Raw genomic sequence first — 15,979 nt, 5'->3', positions numbered from 1 at the left:
TGGAATTTCAAGTGTTTATTTTGTGACGGTGGTTGGAAGCGATGAAGTTGGGAAGTGTGACTATTGTAGGCTTGCTTCATTGCTCTCCATCTCTTAAAGCTCCTCGGTCATAAAATTTCTTATATATTTATGCCAGCGTAGACCTGGTGAATGTTTATTTAAGATGCCCTTACTAGAATTACCTGTGGCATACACCCACTCCCTAGAAGTTCTAGAGCAATAAGCACAAAGGTTTTTAATACTGAAAGTCCAGCCAATCTGATGAAAATTTGGCAAAGTAGAAGATGAAATAATAAACCCTGACTATCATGCCATTGAATCCACCTCTCACGAAAAACGACTTCACTAATGTCTGTTGGCAGGATGTAGTTAACGGTAGCGAGCGGAAAGATTGTCTTTCTTATCATCGTGCTTTTTGGCAGAAATCAAAGGAATCGCAGGAGACAGGAAATCTTAGGGAGCAAGAGGTATTCGAAATTCTGGCATATGTTACTAGTGCTGAAGTTAAGCCAGAATCAACAGAAGAGTTCTTTGCCGATATTTTTAGGAATCTTACGGATGATCAGTTGGACTTTCTCACTGATATTGCGTCTGAAATATCAGATCCTGAGCTCCAAGCACGAGTGGCAGATATTCTCTGGTCCATACGGCGTAATTATCGAATGGCTCAATTAGCAGTTTCTGCTTATCTACAATCAGCAACCACTTTAGAAGACCCCGCTCATTGGACTTTCTGTCTTGATAGAATAGAGCGTGCACTACGATTAGCACGAAAAATTAATTATCAAGGGGAAGTTGTTTTTGCACATATAGAAACAGTTCTTGATCGCTATCAGGGGGAAGATCCTCTGTGGTTGTCAGCAAGGCTAATGAGACTTTTGCAAGAGTATCGAGTTGGCGATCCAGCTAAATATGCAACTCTTGCTGAAAAGGCAGCAACGTTAGCAGAAGCAATCTCTGATTGGTCCAGAGCAAGAACTCTTTGGAATATTAAGGCTATATGGCATCGAATTGAGAACGACTATAGTAAAGAGTTCGCTGCTTCAATGTCTTCTGCGGAGACTTTTGTAAAGGAATCTGGCTCTGCTCTTCAAAGAACCCCACCAAGCTACCTAGCCGCATCACGCTATTTACAACAGGCTGTTGAAGCTTTTAGGAATATTCGAGGCACAAGAGAAGAAACTGTAGATGCTAAAGCAAGAGCTGAAGACCTTCATAGGCTCCTCCTTGAGTACCAAGAGCAAACTCGTCATGAGATGATCACAAGTTCTCATGACGTGAACATTGGTGATTTGGTAGAAGTCGCAAGAGACCATGTCAGAGGTAAAGATTTTCAAGAAGCGGTCTTTGCTTTAGCTCTCTTGGGAGGATCAACTAATGTCTCTCACTTGAAGCAGCAAGTGCAGCAGCAGGGGCAAGAGTTTATTGCATCCCATCTTTTTCCTGTTGTCATGATGAATGAAATGGGCAAAGTAGTTGCTCGCCAACCAGGTTCTATCCTTTCTAGTGATCCCGAGGAAGCGGAAGCTGCAACCCGTTTCTCGATGTACCAAAACGCTGTTTATTATCAGAGTTTACAGGCTCAAGCATACGTTGAACCTGCTAGATATCAGATCAACGTAGAGCATGCGGTAGGTCTCTACGATATTCTCTCACTTATTTCACCTAGCCCTTTTATTCCACCTGGACGTGAATACCTTTTTGCAAAAGGACTCTATGCTGGATTCACTGGAGATTTTCTCACATCTACTCATATCCTAATTCCTCAAATTGAAAACTCTGTCCGTTACATCATGTGGCGAAGAGGCATAATTACTTCGGGACTAGACGATAGTGGTATTCAAAATGAACATAATCTGAACTCTACTCTTTATCGTCCGGAGATAACCTCTATTTTTGACGAAGATACTTTATTTGATTTGAAATGCTTACTAGTTGAACATGCTGGGAGCAACTTAAGAAATCGTATGGCTCATGGTCTAATGAGTGATGGCGATTTTATGAGTCCACTAATGTCGTATATATGGTGGCTTACATTAAGGCTTTGTTGCTTACCCATTCTAAGACAGCCGCAACATGTTGAAGAGTCCAACGCAAATCCCGGTACAACCTAACATCATGTCAGTGATCGGCTGAAAGCTACCGATGCTGAATCTAGGGGAGAAGCGTTAGCTCATTCAAAATAGCACTCGCTTTGCTTCCTCTTCTGTTGATCGTAGACGGCTCCATTTTCGGATACTCCATCACGAACCACTTTCAAACATGGTAGGTGTTAGACTAAGTCGCGTCTAACTTACCCATGCTTATGGTGATCGCAGCGGTGCGATATAACTCCACTGTTGTCTGACGTGAACAGTACTTAGGAACGTATTTCACCCCAAACGTTCATTTTTTCTTTCCTTCAGGGGGCCGCGCCCCCATCGGTGTCAAGGGACTCCCCCGAGAATTTTGGCTCCCCCCACTGCTGCGCAGCGGGTACCCCCCAAAATTCACGGCGGAGCCTCCCCTTGACACCGCTTCCCCCGCAAACGCTCCCGATGGGAGCGCTCGCCAGAAAAGCGAGCGCTCCACATTCCATTTTTTTAACTGGGGTGTGGCCAATTTGATTGCTTTTCGGATTTGTTCGGAGGCGATCGCAGACAACAAAAAAGCCGCCCCTCCCGCTCACAACGATAAGGGACGGCCCTTCCTACAAAGGAATAGTATGAGCAATACCGCAGAAAATAAAATCGTTCAACTTCCGCTTCAGGACAGTACTCAGCACGCGGCACCAAAGGAACCAGTCGCGTTATTTCGGGTGAGAGAAACAGTGGTGAAATATAGGACGCTCACGAAAGTAAAGGAGCCAATTAGAACCGCCGCGGATGTCGCCGCGCTGTTTTGGAAACTTGTCCCAAACAATGTGCAGGAACATCTGTGCCTGTTCTGCCTCGATGGTAGTCATGCCGTAGTGAACTGTTCACAGGTATTCATGGGCACCGCCAATAGCTCCACAGTTCACCCGCGTGAAATTTTTCAAATCGCATTTCTGGCTGGAGCGGTCAGCATCATCATCGCCCACAACCACCCTTCAGGGGTCCTTACTGAAAGCAAACAGGATCGCGTAGTGACACGACGGATTAAAGAAGCCGGGGAACTGATGGGGATTCCGCTGCTAGACCACGTGATTGTGAGTGATCACGGCTATCAATCAGCCCTTGAACAAGGGTGGCTCTAGTAGGGGAGTAAAGTTCAGGGGGACAAGGCACCGTGGAGTATAGGCGGGAAGGGGCCTTGCCCCTCTGCGTCAAGGGACTCCACCGAGAATTTTGGCTCCCCCCACCGTAGGAACCGGTGGGTGCCCCCCAAAATTCACGGCGAAGCCTCCCCTTGACTCATTCACCCCGCTTGGAAGTTTTCACTTGTTAAGGAAGAGCGCGAGGCGCTCTTCCCCCAGAAATTTCTGGGGGACAGAGCACAAGAAAAAACAAGAGACCGCCCATCCGTTGCGCTTAATCTGGACGGTCTCTCCAACACAGAAAGGAAGTATGACAACTCATGATAAAAAGACAATCCTCACGGAAAGAGACCTACAGCACTTTCAGGGAAATGGATATTACTGGTCTACTGGAAAGACTTTTCATCCGTTTGTTTATACCGATGGGGTACTCTACGCCATGATGCATGGGAATGCTGACTGGTTGCTTACCCTGATTGGCTCATGGCAGTTTGAGACGGTAGTGAAAGATGATAAGGCGCTCCAGAAAATTCAATTCTGGACACTGATAGTGAATGATAACCACTCTGTCGAAATGATATGCGAACGTGATCAAGGTGATGTCGTTGTGCGTCAGGAGATTGCGTGGCCTAACGTTTTACTGTCAGGAGTTCGATTCTATCTGCAACACATGGAGGCATATTGGGCCGCGGCTAGGCACCCAAATCGTGATCCGCGTAAGAACGGGGTCTTACATCTGCCGAGTGAGTACTAATCTCTTATGAACCAGGGGGAAGGGGATACGTTCTCCTTCCCCTTGGGGGTGGGGGGAGGAAAAGGGGAAAGGAGACCACGTTAAGGGCCATGCTCTTCTTGCCTATATACACATCCACAGCTACAAAGCTTTTCAAGTATGTCCGCATTGCTCAGGTAGTCGTGCCTTTGTTACAAGGCTTTGCTTTTGGTGTTGATTATAGGTTGGTGTTTTCCTAGCGATTCATATACGAGGCAGTTCTCATCTCGCTCTGCTAGACGTAGGAGTCTTTTTACAAAGACTCTAGCTCTCTCACCCAACTACTCGGATCTGTCTGCGAATTTAATTATTTGTGCGCGACGCGCACAAATAATTAAATTCGCAGACAGATCCGAGCCCTTTAGGTTGAGTGGGTACCCAGTTGGGTACCCACTCAATAAATTGAGTCTTTTATTGGGTAGTTTATAAGAAAGTATCCAGTTAAATTGCTACACACCAAGGCACTAAAGTGCCTACTGGTTTGTTGTATCAGCTGTTCCCGTTTTCTCTTGCTGCTCTCTCACAGATGCCAGCCCCTTTGCTGTCAGCAATGTATCAGGGTCATTGTCGCCTAGTACTTGTCGCGATGACTCTAAAGCTTCCTCATAAAAAGTCCGCGCTTCATCTAAACGCCCTTGGATCGAGCACAGCCACCCTAAATTACTGAGGTTAGCCGACCAACTACGAGTTGCTGTCCCTTGAAGCCGCTGCCGAAGAGCGAGCGCTTCACGACATACGGCTTCAGCCTCTGCATACCTTTTAGTTTCTACATACAAAGTGGCAAGCCGATTGAGATGGTTCAACACGGCATTATGCTCGGTGCCGAGCACGCTTTTTCGAATGTTGAGCGCTTGGGTCGAAAGGGTGATTGCTTCTGGGTAGCGGTTCTCTAAACGATACAAATTAGCCAGCACATCTAGGGTGATGGCAACTTCTAAATGAACCTCACCAAATACCTTGATTCGAACATCAAGTGCCTGCTGATACAGCGCCTCTGCTTCACGGTATCGGCCTTGTTCTTCATAGAGGGCAGCGAGATTGCCCAAACTCATGGCGACCTCTGGATGTCGATCACCTAGGCAGTACCACATGATTCCAAGGGACTCCGTCAAAAGTGCTTCGGTTTGCTTGGGTTCTTGTTGAAGGTAGTACAGGTTTGCCAATTGATTGAGATTAGTAGCGACTGATAGGTGATAATTGCCGTAGGAGCGTCTGAACACTTTGAGCGCCTTTCGTAAAAGAGTTTCTGCCTCTCGGTAACGTAATTGCTCAGTGTACACACCAGCCAAATTACTCATGGTAATCGCTACGCTTGGATGCAATTCTTGTAACACTTGAGTCATCAAGGTTAAGGCTTGCAGGTTGAGTACTTCAGCCTCGTGTATCTTTCCCTGGATTTGATACAAATCGGCCAAATTACTAATGCTGCTTGCTACATCAGGAGAAATTGCACCACACAACTCAATCCTTAGATCCAAAGATTGTAAGAAAAATAACTCAGCCTCTTTGTAGTTTCCTTCTGCCTTGCATAAGGAAGCCAAGTTATTCAGTGCCGTAGAAACATCTTTATGGCGATTGCCTCGAAGCTTCTTGATAATGTCTAACGCTTGCACAAATAGAGGCTTTGCTCTGGCCAAGTCCCCTAACGCGCGATAAACAGAAGCTACATTATTGAGAGCAACTACCACATTTGCATCAACAGTCCCTACTCGTTGTTGTGTTGCATTCAGCGATTCTTCAAGCCAGGATTGCGCTACTTGGTAAGCAGCTTGCTTGAAGTAATACATTCCGATGCTGGTGCTGGGCCAAAGAATGTCATCGTTTGTTAGCCAATCCTGCAACGCTGTCGCGACCACGAGCATGTGGGGAAGCGCCAAGCTCCATTTCCTTAATTCTTGTTGGGTTGAAGTTTCTGGGAAGGTCCGTGCAACATCAGCCATCGTTTTTGCAAACGCTTGCTTGAGTCGCTCGACCTGAACCTTTTCTGGTCTCCGAAGCAGTATCGAAGTCATGCCTCATTCTCCTCCAGCTTAAGTTGAAAAAATTTGCGTACCAGGGAATGCAGAAGATAAGTCTGGTTTCCTGTGCGTTTTAGTAAGTGGTAGCGCATTAGCTCCCGCCGTCCGGTGCGGAGCCGGTTGGGCTCATAGGTGAGTTCACCCTCTGATAGCTGACAGTAATACTTTTCTACTGATTCCACCCAATCCCAGGTAATGGGAGCCAGCTCAAATAATCCCAGTACACAAGCCAGTCGCTGCGTGTTGTCCTGCAATTTTGCCCAACTGAGCTCAAAGGCAGCAGCCACCCCACGGCGAGCCGTGAGTGACCACGTCTCATCACTTCCTGGATCACCGTTGAGTATTTCGTTGTTAATCGGTGTCGTTTCAAGACGAAATAGCATCTCCGTAAGGGAGACATCCGGTTCTTGGTTGAGATACCGACCCACCAACTCTAGCCCGAGAGGCAAATAGCCTAACCATTCACAGAGCCTATTTGCGATCGCCCGTTCATTGGCAATTCGTGCCGTTCCAATAAGATCGTTTGTTTCTAAAAACTGAATGGAAGACTCAGGAGAAAACACAGGTAGGCTTAGCACTGTGACGGGCGAACTGAGCATGATGCGAGTTGTTATCACAATGTGAAAGCGATCACGGTTAAAACGTAGTAACTCACGAATTTGCTCATAGCCCAGTAAATCGTCAAACACTAGGAGAACTTGGCCTTCTCGCCAATGCTGTAAACAAAACGCGACTTGATCCCTTAACTCCATGCCTTCTGGAAAGCTAAGCCCTAAGCTCGCTTGAGCAAACCCAACAATTTGGGGTTCAACTTCAAATTCGCGGGCGTAAATCCAGCAGATGCCTCCTGGATAGTCTGCTAAGTGTCTATTGGCATACTGTAAGACCAACTCGGTTTTCCCAATTCCAGGCATTCCTACAACAGCGAGCAACATAGAGCTGTTGGATTGAAGTAAGCGCTGGAGTTCTTGCAAATCTGCCTCACGCCCAGTAAAGCCCGGAGTGCCGCTGACTGGAAGATTGTGGGCAATTGTGCTGCATGAGGTTGGTTTACTGACGGTAGAGGTGGATGTTGGTTTGGATCCCTTTGGACGCCGAGACGTTATGCCCTGATTCCATTGTTCACACCAGGTAGAGAAGTCATACAGACAGCGGTCATGGTCCTGAGATACAAGGCGGAGCGTAAAAGCCCAGCCCTCTTTTTTCGGGCCAGTTCTTTCGGAGTGAGTCCTTAATTCTAAAAGTTGAGCCCGATCAGCTAGGCGATGTAGCACAGCGCCTAATTCTTTGGTTAACATGGCGTCGGTAAGAGGAGCCAAGTGATGCGCCCGTTCATAGTATCTGATGAGCATTTTGAGCGGATGCAGCGTTTCGGCTGAAACGACTAACTCCTCGCGTCCATTGCTGACCTGCTTTGATTCTTTCCACCCGCACTTTAGCGAGGGAATTGCAGGACGTTCTTTAGGGTGCTCTTCATTTGCGTAGTCAATCAGTGCGCCAAGGAGGCGCTTAGCGAGTTCTTGTTTCTTAGGGCCAAAGTCTGTGTTTGCCATGCCAATTTCAGGGGAAGGAACTTCCCGGTGATGCTTTTCCTATCCGGCGTGGTAGTGACCCTGCTTTTGTTATAGCGGCGATCGCTTGAACTTGGAAATAGGCTCATAAAGTTTCGGGATTCCGAAATACCTACCTCTCCCGAAACTATCCAGACCTAAGCTGTCCAGCCCTTTGGAGGTTAATTCTGGGATTTTGACCCCTGCGTTCCTGACCGTGGAAAATGCCCAATAGTTGGTGCTGGGTACCCAGGAGATAAATACTTTTCTCTTGCTCCTTAGTGTCCAACTTAAGGTGATTGGGCTGTAGGGTGGTATGTCCCCAGGGCTGGATAGACACCTCTGGTTAACCCAGTGCTAACGCCGATTGTGATGCGATCGCCCTGTTCCTTCCTCTCACAACAAATCTCATTCTCCTCCAACTGCACGGTGTACTCCCCTGACAAATCAGGGGAGGGAACACCACTTCAGTCCTGTCCTTTATGCGAGTAATGCCATGAACAAGGCATCCTCTTCACCTCCTCAAGCGTCTGCGGATGAGCTACCCAAAATGATTGGAGAGGTCATTTGCGAAGTGCTGTATCTCCACTCAGAAATTGAAACATTGAGCGAAGCGATCGCTCAGCTCCGGGCTGAACAGCGGGTCGTGACACAACTGCTCCTAATTGCGCTCGGTGGTCTTACTCCAGAAGAAGCTCAAAGCCTTGTAGTGCAAGTATTTAGCCAGGAGGAACCGTCTTCATGACATGTTCAGTTGTGCTGGTTCATGGAGGAGGGAGTGGATATGAACGCTATCTCCTGAAATACATGACCGGCAGCGTGATTCACGATGCCGAACATGGAGTCGCTTTGGGATACTTTGCAGGATCAGGCGCTCAGGAGCTTGGTCTTGCCGGTCAACCCATTTATGAGAATGACATTCGCGTCAAACAGCTCTATCGAGGAGAGTCGCCCCACACGGGAGAAGCCTTGCGTCATGGGATGACGACGATACGTACTTATAGGGATGAAGGTACAGGGGAGATCAAGCAGTATAAACCTGTTGTCGCCATGGAGTGTTGTTTTTCAGCACCGGAGAAGGTGTCTGACTTTTTCGGTACCACTAGCCCAGCGACCCGAGAACGCATTCTTCAACCCTTCCATCGAAGTGTCGATACTACCCTGAAAGAGATCGAGGCTAGTTATTGCTTCACTCGTACCGGGGCAGGAGGCAGTAACCGAGAAGCAGCTAAACCAATTTTTGCCTGCTTCACTCACTTCACCAGTCGCAATCTAGATCCCCAGCTTCATGTGCATGTCCAAATGTTTTCGACAGTGATTCGCGATGATGGCAAGGGAGGTGCATTGGATACGCGAGCCTTGCTCAAAAGAGAGGTTGTGTTTGCTTTGGGGCAACGATTTCGGGACTCGCTTCAGCAGGAATTATCCAAGGAATTTCCATATCTCGAATTTCGAGCAATTCCGATTAAAAATGGCACAAGCTTTGTCATCAATGGTATTCCAGACAGCCTCACTAAAGCTTTTAGTAGTCGGCGCACTCAGATTGAGGAGAAATTGCAAAAACTGGAGCACCCAACGGCAAAACAAGTGCAAACAGTTGTCTTACAAACCAGGAAAAAGAAGGAAACGATCCAGTCTCAGGACCAACTTTTTGCACAGTGGCGTACGATTGGTTTGGCGCATGGTTTTGATGCTGTCCGCTTTGAGGCTACTGCCCGTGAGCAGTATCTCGCTCGCCAGCAAGTCACTGCACACTTGCTATCACCAACAGATCAGCATACTCATACTGAGCCGCAGCACAAGAACGCGTTTATCTCATCTCAGGCAGCCCTAAAAAAGGAAGATGTATTGCCCTTTTTGCAGCCAATTCGCCCAAAGTCGCGTCTGTCCTCAACCCCTCTAAAGCACGCGACGCAAGAAGGATGGCTCCACACGCTCGCCCAACAACTGAAGGCATCACTATCGCGGGGATCTCTAAAAGATGACGAACTACCGCTCCCTTCTGAGCCAGTCTTTCCAAAGCCGAGTCTGTTTCCAAGTCCTCTAAAGAATGCCACGCCAGAGGGACGGGTACATGCACTTGCCCAAAAAGTGAAGGCATCAGTTACCCCAGAATGGCTGCGTTCAGTTAGCTACCCTGGAGAGGACAATGATGCAGGCGATGAGCTTACTCGTGCTGGACGTTTTGCTCAGGAGCGCCTTGAACGTTGGCAGCGAAAAGCGACATGGCTGTATTTCACCGGTCAAATTTCTCGTCAAACTTACAAGCGTAGTACCCACGGTAAAGAGGATCTCCTCTCTAAAGCTGCGATTGAATTGCAGTACTTCACAGGCCAAATTAAACTCAGTGAGCGCATTGATCTTTGGCACAAGAACCAATTGGGTACGCCCACATATCTTATACCTAAAAGCCGCGCCATGATTAACTTCTGCGCAGCTACTGGCCGTATTACGCGAACGCAGCAAATTAAACTGCTCGAACAGAACGGGCACAATGCTGCTGCTCAGAGAGTGATTCGTGCTGAACGTCTCGCTCAGGAGAAGCGTCTTGAACGCTTGGAGCAAAAAGCAACATGGTTACACACCATAGGTCAAATCTCTTATGAATCTTATAAGCGTAGTATCAACGGCAACGAGGCGCTTCGCTCTAAAGCTGCGATTGAGTTTCAGTACTTCACAGGTCAAATTAAACTCAGTGAGCGCCTTTACCTTTGGCAAAAGAATCAATTAGGTACACCGACGTTTTTTACGCCTAAAAGCCGTGCCATGATTAACTTCTGCGCGGCTACTGGCCGCATTACGCGAACGCAGCAAATTAAACTGCTCGAACGTAACCAACACATTCTTACCCATCGCAATATGCATAAATATTAGGAAGAAATTTTATGCTCCGTCGCGTACTTTTCCCCCTTTTTATCATTGTATATAGCTGCTCTGGGTATCTGGTTGGGCCACTCTTTGCTCCTCTTCTCGATCGCTATTTTTCAGGGCCAGTTTTAGGTGGCATTACTCTTTACTGGTGGTATCGCATTGCGCGATGGATCACCATGTTTTGGTTTGGTGCTGCGGGATGGACTAGCTACACCCAATACAATTACATTTCTTTACTGCGTTGGCAGTATGAAATTATCTACTTTCGATTTCGCGACGTGCTGAAAATCCCAGGAAATCGCGCTCAAGATTTTGTTTGGGCAAATGTGTATGGCAGCACATTAGAGACTACAGGTTTGGGAGCTATATTCTTCATGGCTTTTGTTCTACCGCGCTTTATGACTAAAAATCCTACGGGGCAAATCGCTCTAGGCTTTATATTTTTCTATTTTTCAGGATTTGCAGTCGAGTTAGTTGTCACTACTGTTGTTGAATTTTTTCGTCCTCGAGAGTTGGAAGAAGGGGTGCAATTTGCAGGGTTTACTATCGACTTTCTGCAAGCCAATCGTGAGCTGCTTAATGTAGTGGATCAAGAGCAGCGTAAAGGATACAGCTCAATTCCCTTTTCAGAGGGGAACCACAATTCTACCCGTCAGGAGCCGGAAACATATGACTGGTGAACAACACCTTACATCTGGACAATTAACTCGAAGACTACTCGATCAAGTTCTTCACAGTAAACGTAGCGTTCCCAAATTTATCGCTGAAATTCAAAAGCTATCGAACCAAAGTAAGAAAGACAAGATTGTACTGTTGGGACACACTTTTGATTTTGACCAGTTGGCCCATATGGCGTTTATTGGAGCTTCTGGACGCGGTAAAACAACAGGTGCTGGACCAACTTTTCATTCCATTGTGAAAGCGATCACTCCAGGAAGCGGAAGGCGTCTGTTTCTTGTCGATACCAACGGTGAAACGCTTAATTGGTTAAACGGGATGAAGCGGGATTACAAACTCATCTCGTTCACTTATGAAGAGGGATTTTCTTGGTCAATCTCCTGTGATTTTAACTCTTACCAATTGCTTGCGCAGTTTGCCTATCTCCTTTATCCCAGTTTTCAAGGCAACAATGCTTTTTTTCGTAATGGAGCACGAGCTATTGTCACTGCCATACTCATGTCGTTGTTTCACCGGCATGGAACGAACTGGCGATTTGACGATCTGGTTAATCTTGCCTTCTCTGATCTCGATACCGTGTATCAGGTGATGAAAGCCTTTCCTCGGGGTTCAGATATACTGAACACTTTTCTTCGAGATGATGATCCTGAAACACTCTACAAAGTGATGGCTGAGGTAGTAACTCAGATGTATCCCTACCTGCTAGTTGCTGCCAAATCCCAGCGTTCTCCCGGGGTGAGTCTTACAGAATTTCTACGTGAGGAAGGAATTTTTGTAATTAAGCTTAATTCTGAGAAGATTGAGCTAGAACGACCATTTCTCACGGCGTTCATTACGCGCCTCTTTGACCTTCTTATTGCTCGTCCATCGACGCAGACCAAAGATACCGTGATTTGGCTGGAGGATTGGCATTTCTTTGGAAAGTTTCCTCGCATGGATCGCCTTTCTGAAATGTCGAGAAGCCGTGGAGTGGCCATAGCTGTACTGTTTCAGACTATTGAGTCGCTGCGCTCTCAGGAGTCGTATGGGGATTTAGCGGAGAGTATTCTAGCTAACTTTCCTATCCTTACCATGCTTGGCACTGATTCTCCTACCACTGCTTCTTGGTGTGCACGGCAATTTGGCCGCCGATGGCTTCGGGAAATTACCTGCACGACGAGCTTTGGGGAAAGGGGACCTCAGCCATCGGTGCGAGAGGAACGGTCCGTACAAGATGTGGTGATGGATTCGGCATTTTTGACTCTGCCGCCACCCTCCTTTGAAAACGGCTACCGCTGCTATATCAAAAGTCCTCTGTGGGGGTTAGAAATTGACAAGCGCATTCCCTGGGAAGACATTTTACGGCGTCTTCCACCATCACCCACAACACCACTCGTTTTACATCCTATTCCTCCAGAATGGGAACTTCCCGAACCCTTTTCACCTGCACGTAGGCAACAGATGGTGTCAGGCTCAACTTCAAGTACTCCACAGAAAACTGCTCCTCTTGTCAGCCCGTTTCTTTCGGTCTTCGAAGAAGAAGTGCGCAAGGGGCTCTGCCAGATTACTGAAGACGTGTTGCAGCAGATTATTAAGAACGAATATGCCCGACTTCGTAACAGTGTCCATTCCTCTTCATCCGACAATCCTTAGGGAGGTTTTGTAATGAGTTTTTCCTTTGATCCAAATCGGGAGTACACCAAGAAAGAAATACAGGATCTCACGGGTCTTGCTCCTAACACTATTTATGAAACGATCAAAGCCTGCGGACTTTCAAGTAGTAAACGAGCCTATACTGGTCAAGAACTTGAGCGGTTCGTTCGTGCCCGAGGCTTATTGGAAGGGGGCGGCACGTATGATGACGTACGCCAAGCCTTTCGGCTAAAAACTGCAACGACGGTTCCTGAGAATAGTGATTATCCAGAAGGTGAAGAGGGCGAAGGCGTAGGTTTTGCTGGTGAGGTGTCCCAACAAATTGCAGAATCAGTCCGAGCCATTGTCATTGCGGGTGTCAAAGATCTAGTTCCCTATATCCCCAAGATGGCGGCTATGGCGTTAGAAGAAGTAGCCCGTAGTGGTGCGATTCGTGATGCCTTTGCTGAGGCGCGGAATGCCTATTTGAGTAGTGGACGATCGCCCAACGGGCATCAACCTACGCCTCCCCTCATCGTGTCCGTGGAGCCAGTTCCACAAGAGCCAACCGATGTAGACGAAACTTCAGAACCTGATAGCACGGATGAGAAGTACGAAGATACTTCAGATGTTTGGAAATAGTACCCACTGAACGATTGAGACGTTCCATGTATGGAGATTTTTCCAATGTTGCCGAGAAGACTAAGGATGTGGGCAACGATATTTCTGGTTACGTTTCCACTCACTGGTTGTGTACAGCCATCTACACCCCAGGCACCTCAGATCATCCTTATTTCTGTTGATGCGAGTACAGAATCAGAATTGGACTTTGCAACTGCGTTTCTGGATGAATTTGCATTTCAAACTGCTCAGTATCGATGGTTAATCGTTGATGTTCAGAAGAAAAATGAAGTCGCCAATTATTTCTCCAACAAGCCAAGCAAAGAAGCGATCGATGAAATTATTCAGAATGTGGTTCAGATTTCATGCAATGACCAGGCGTTACTGGCGAGTTTAGCGCATGCCAAAGAGTATGCGCAGCGGTTGAACGAGGATGAATCAATCACGGCTGTCATTTTGACAGAGGGTACCCGTAATGCCGAAACCCTTAGATCCCTGCAAGAGTTAAGCCAGGAACTCTCAAAATTTCCCCACTTAAAACTGTTCATTGCCGGTGTGAGTGAAGATAACCGTCTTCCACTCTCACAAGCCTTTACCCCGATTGAGCACCAGGTTCAGTTTTTTGGCAATGGCCTGGTCGAACTCGATGAACTACTTCGTCTTCTTTCGTGAAGGAGCCATCAATATGCTATTTAGTCGCCTAAAGAAAGATCCCTCCGGCATAAAGTTCGATCGCCCCAATTGGTTTGAAACGCGGGTTATTGATCCGGTGATGGAACGATCTGGAGGATGGTTAAGTCTTCTGCCTGCGGTGCCTTGGGGCAGTCACACCTTTCAAGGCGTGGATCTGCTTCATGATCCCCACGCTCAGCCTCTTGCGACGTTCCTAAGAGAACAGCATCCTCTGCTTTATTCGGAGTGGTTTCACCGAGTCTATAACGCCACTCAGCAAGTGCTCGGACTTGAGATCAAGCTTCAACAGTACAAGGAAGCGCGTGAGGCGCTTTTTCACCAAAGAAATGAGATGGCCTTTAGGCTTCAGGAATCTTTTGGTGACATGAAGGCTGACTTCAAAGTTTCTTCTGTCAACCAGGAGATGGAGAAATACCAGATGAAGGCAGTGGTTGCCTATCTTCTCTCACCCTGGCTTGCGCCTGTGCTGTTTCACACAATGAAAGAGTTGTTTGCCAGTTCTCTGGAGCCATCGGATCCAATAGGACTTATGGTGTTTCCGATCTTGGGTGGTCTCGCTGCTGCCGCATCTGTTGGTGCGAAAATTGCGGTGAAAACTGCCGTACAGAATAGTCGCTTATCGTATCAGGAGGACCATCAAAAGCGGCCTTCACTGATAGAGCGCGTTTTTCAATCGCCCGTGTTATGGACTGTTGTGGTGTTAGGTACAGAGATAGGCTTTGGTGCACCATTTATGATCCGGTTTTTGGATCGCGCTGTCCGCCACAATCTTTTCTGGCAGGTTGCCATTGTGTTGGGAACAAGCCTTGGCCCATCCATCAATATGGCGATGGCCTGGGCACTAGGACGTGAAGGGGCACGACTTTCTTACTTGGTCGCAAAGGAGGAAACGCGGTTGGCTACGCTTTACCAGGGTTCCCCTTATAGCAGAAGCATTGAGTTTACCAACTCACAGATAGGACAGCTCAAGATGCGGGTGAACGTCATCAATGAGCGGGTACGAGAGTTAGAGCGCCAGCAAAAAATTGCCTCTCGACGAGCTCGCATTGATTATCTGAAGTGGATTAGGAAAGTGGAGCGGGTACTTGATCGCTCCTCGAAAACAAGAAGTTCGTTTCGCTGGTTGCAAGAATCCGCAAATGGTGGTTTGTCTACCAGGCAATAAAATCGTTTTGAAGGAAGGAAGCGCCGTTATACTCATAGAGTCGTTAAGGAGGGACTACCCAAGAAATCTACTGTTATGCAGTGCTATTTGGTGTGAGAGAGACCTCTGAGAGGACAAAGCGGTATGGCGGCAATGCCCCCAAACCCCACAATTTACCACATTACTCACTTGGATAACCTGGCAGCTATTGCGGCAAGCGGAGGGTTGGTTTCAGATGCTCAACGTATCGCACGAAGGCTCAACTGCTCCTTGGTAGGGATGTCTACTATCAAGCAGCGCCGCTTGGAGACAATTGAGGTCTCTGTATGCCCCGGCACAAAGGTAGGCGAGTATGTGCCGTTTTACTTTTGTCCTCGCTCAATTATGCTTTACATTTTGTACATGGGAAACCACGACGATATAACCTACCGAGGCGGGCAACAGCCGATACTTCATCTGGAGGCTGATGTAGATGCTGCTATTCAGTGGGCAGATAGCCAATCTATCCCTTGGGCCTTTACCGATAGAAATGCAGGAACCTACTTTGTCCAATTTTATAATCGCCGTGAAGATTTCCACCGTATTGACTGGACTGCTGTTGCTGCAAGAGATTTTCGTGATGCCCAGGTCAAGGAAGGAAAACAAGCTGAATTTCTTACGTTTGGTACTTTCCCCTGGACGTTGATCCAAAAAATCGGGACAATCAATAATACAGTAGCTGCACAGGTAGAGGAGGTACTTTCAGGCTGCTCACATCAACCTCTTATCGAGGTCGAGCGAGATTGGTATTTCTAACGCGTAGGC

The 15,979-nt window shown here is 47.4% G+C and carries 13 protein-coding genes; 11 read left to right on the top strand and 2 right to left on the bottom strand.

Annotated features, from left to right (window positions below; all coding sequences use genetic code 11):
* Window positions 1–308 precede the first annotated feature (308 nt).
* From NDI52_RS07500 to NDI52_RS07490, 3 genes are all read left to right on the top strand, one after another.
* Window positions 309–2,114, top strand: coding sequence for a DUF4209 domain-containing protein (locus NDI52_RS07500; protein WP_348256369.1), 1,806 nt, complete (start codon window positions 309–311; stop codon window positions 2,112–2,114).
* Between the two features lie 590 nt (window positions 2,115–2,704).
* A complete protein-coding gene (locus tag NDI52_RS07495; protein ID WP_348256368.1) occupies window positions 2,705–3,217 on the top strand; it encodes a JAB domain-containing protein in 513 nt (170 codons plus the stop codon).
* Between the two features lie 310 nt (window positions 3,218–3,527).
* Window positions 3,528–3,971 carry a DUF6876 family protein gene (locus tag NDI52_RS07490; RefSeq protein ID WP_348256367.1) on the top strand — a complete coding sequence of 148 codons (444 nt, stop codon included), beginning with the start codon at window positions 3,528–3,530 and terminating at the stop codon, window positions 3,969–3,971.
* Window positions 3,972–4,462: 491 nt separating this feature from the next.
* Here the strand turns inward: NDI52_RS07490 and NDI52_RS07485 are convergent, their stop codons facing one another.
* Both NDI52_RS07485 and NDI52_RS07480 read right to left on the bottom strand, forming a co-directional pair.
* Window positions 4,463–6,001, bottom strand: coding sequence for a tetratricopeptide repeat protein (locus NDI52_RS07485; protein ID WP_348256366.1), 1,539 nt, complete (start codon window positions 5,999–6,001; stop codon window positions 4,463–4,465).
* Window positions 5,998–7,560 (bottom strand): NB-ARC domain-containing protein, encoded by a 1,563-nt coding sequence (locus NDI52_RS07480; RefSeq protein ID WP_348256365.1) that lies wholly within the window; start codon window positions 7,558–7,560, stop codon window positions 5,998–6,000. The genes NDI52_RS07485 and NDI52_RS07480 overlap by 4 nt, the downstream gene beginning before the upstream one ends.
* A 493-nt stretch (window positions 7,561–8,053) precedes the next feature.
* Here NDI52_RS07480 and NDI52_RS07475 point away from each other — a divergent pair, with 493 nt between their 5' ends.
* From NDI52_RS07475 to NDI52_RS07440, 8 genes are all read left to right on the top strand, one after another.
* Complete coding sequence (locus NDI52_RS07475; RefSeq protein WP_348256364.1) at window positions 8,054–8,302, top strand: hypothetical protein; 249 nt, start codon at window positions 8,054–8,056, stop codon at window positions 8,300–8,302.
* Complete coding sequence (mobF, locus tag NDI52_RS07470; RefSeq protein WP_348256363.1) at window positions 8,299–10,431, top strand: MobF family relaxase; 2,133 nt, start codon at window positions 8,299–8,301, stop codon at window positions 10,429–10,431. The genes NDI52_RS07475 and mobF overlap by 4 nt, the downstream gene beginning before the upstream one ends.
* 173 nt (window positions 10,432–10,604) lie before the next feature.
* Window positions 10,605–11,108: a hypothetical protein gene (locus NDI52_RS07465; protein ID WP_348256362.1), complete on the top strand. Its 504-nt coding sequence runs from the start codon at window positions 10,605–10,607 to the stop codon at window positions 11,106–11,108.
* Complete coding sequence (locus NDI52_RS07460) at window positions 11,098–12,738, top strand: type IV secretion system DNA-binding domain-containing protein (RefSeq protein WP_348256361.1); 1,641 nt, start codon at window positions 11,098–11,100, stop codon at window positions 12,736–12,738. The genes NDI52_RS07465 and NDI52_RS07460 overlap by 11 nt, the downstream gene beginning before the upstream one ends.
* 12 nt (window positions 12,739–12,750) lie before the next feature.
* A complete protein-coding gene (locus tag NDI52_RS07455; protein WP_348256360.1) occupies window positions 12,751–13,359 on the top strand; it encodes a hypothetical protein in 609 nt (202 codons plus the stop codon).
* 66 nt (window positions 13,360–13,425) lie between these two features.
* Complete coding sequence (locus NDI52_RS07450; protein WP_348256359.1) at window positions 13,426–14,010, top strand: hypothetical protein; 585 nt, start codon at window positions 13,426–13,428, stop codon at window positions 14,008–14,010.
* Entirely contained in the window at window positions 13,967–15,196 is a 1,230-nt protein-coding gene (locus tag NDI52_RS07445) for a hypothetical protein (RefSeq protein WP_348256358.1), read from the top strand. Before NDI52_RS07450 ends, NDI52_RS07445 begins: the two co-directional genes overlap by 44 nt.
* A 123-nt stretch (window positions 15,197–15,319) precedes the next feature.
* Complete coding sequence (locus NDI52_RS07440) at window positions 15,320–15,970, top strand: DUF4433 domain-containing protein (RefSeq protein ID WP_348256357.1); 651 nt, start codon at window positions 15,320–15,322, stop codon at window positions 15,968–15,970.
* Window positions 15,971–15,979: the final 9 nt, after the last annotated feature.

It is taken from the genome of Leptolyngbya sp. PL-A3 (genome assembly GCF_039962325.1).
In the GTDB taxonomy this organism is placed as follows: domain Bacteria; phylum Cyanobacteriota; class Cyanobacteriia; order Elainellales; family Elainellaceae; genus Vacuolonema.
The sequence above is the reverse complement of the archived record's forward strand: the minus strand, read 5'-3'. Positions and strand labels throughout refer to the sequence as shown.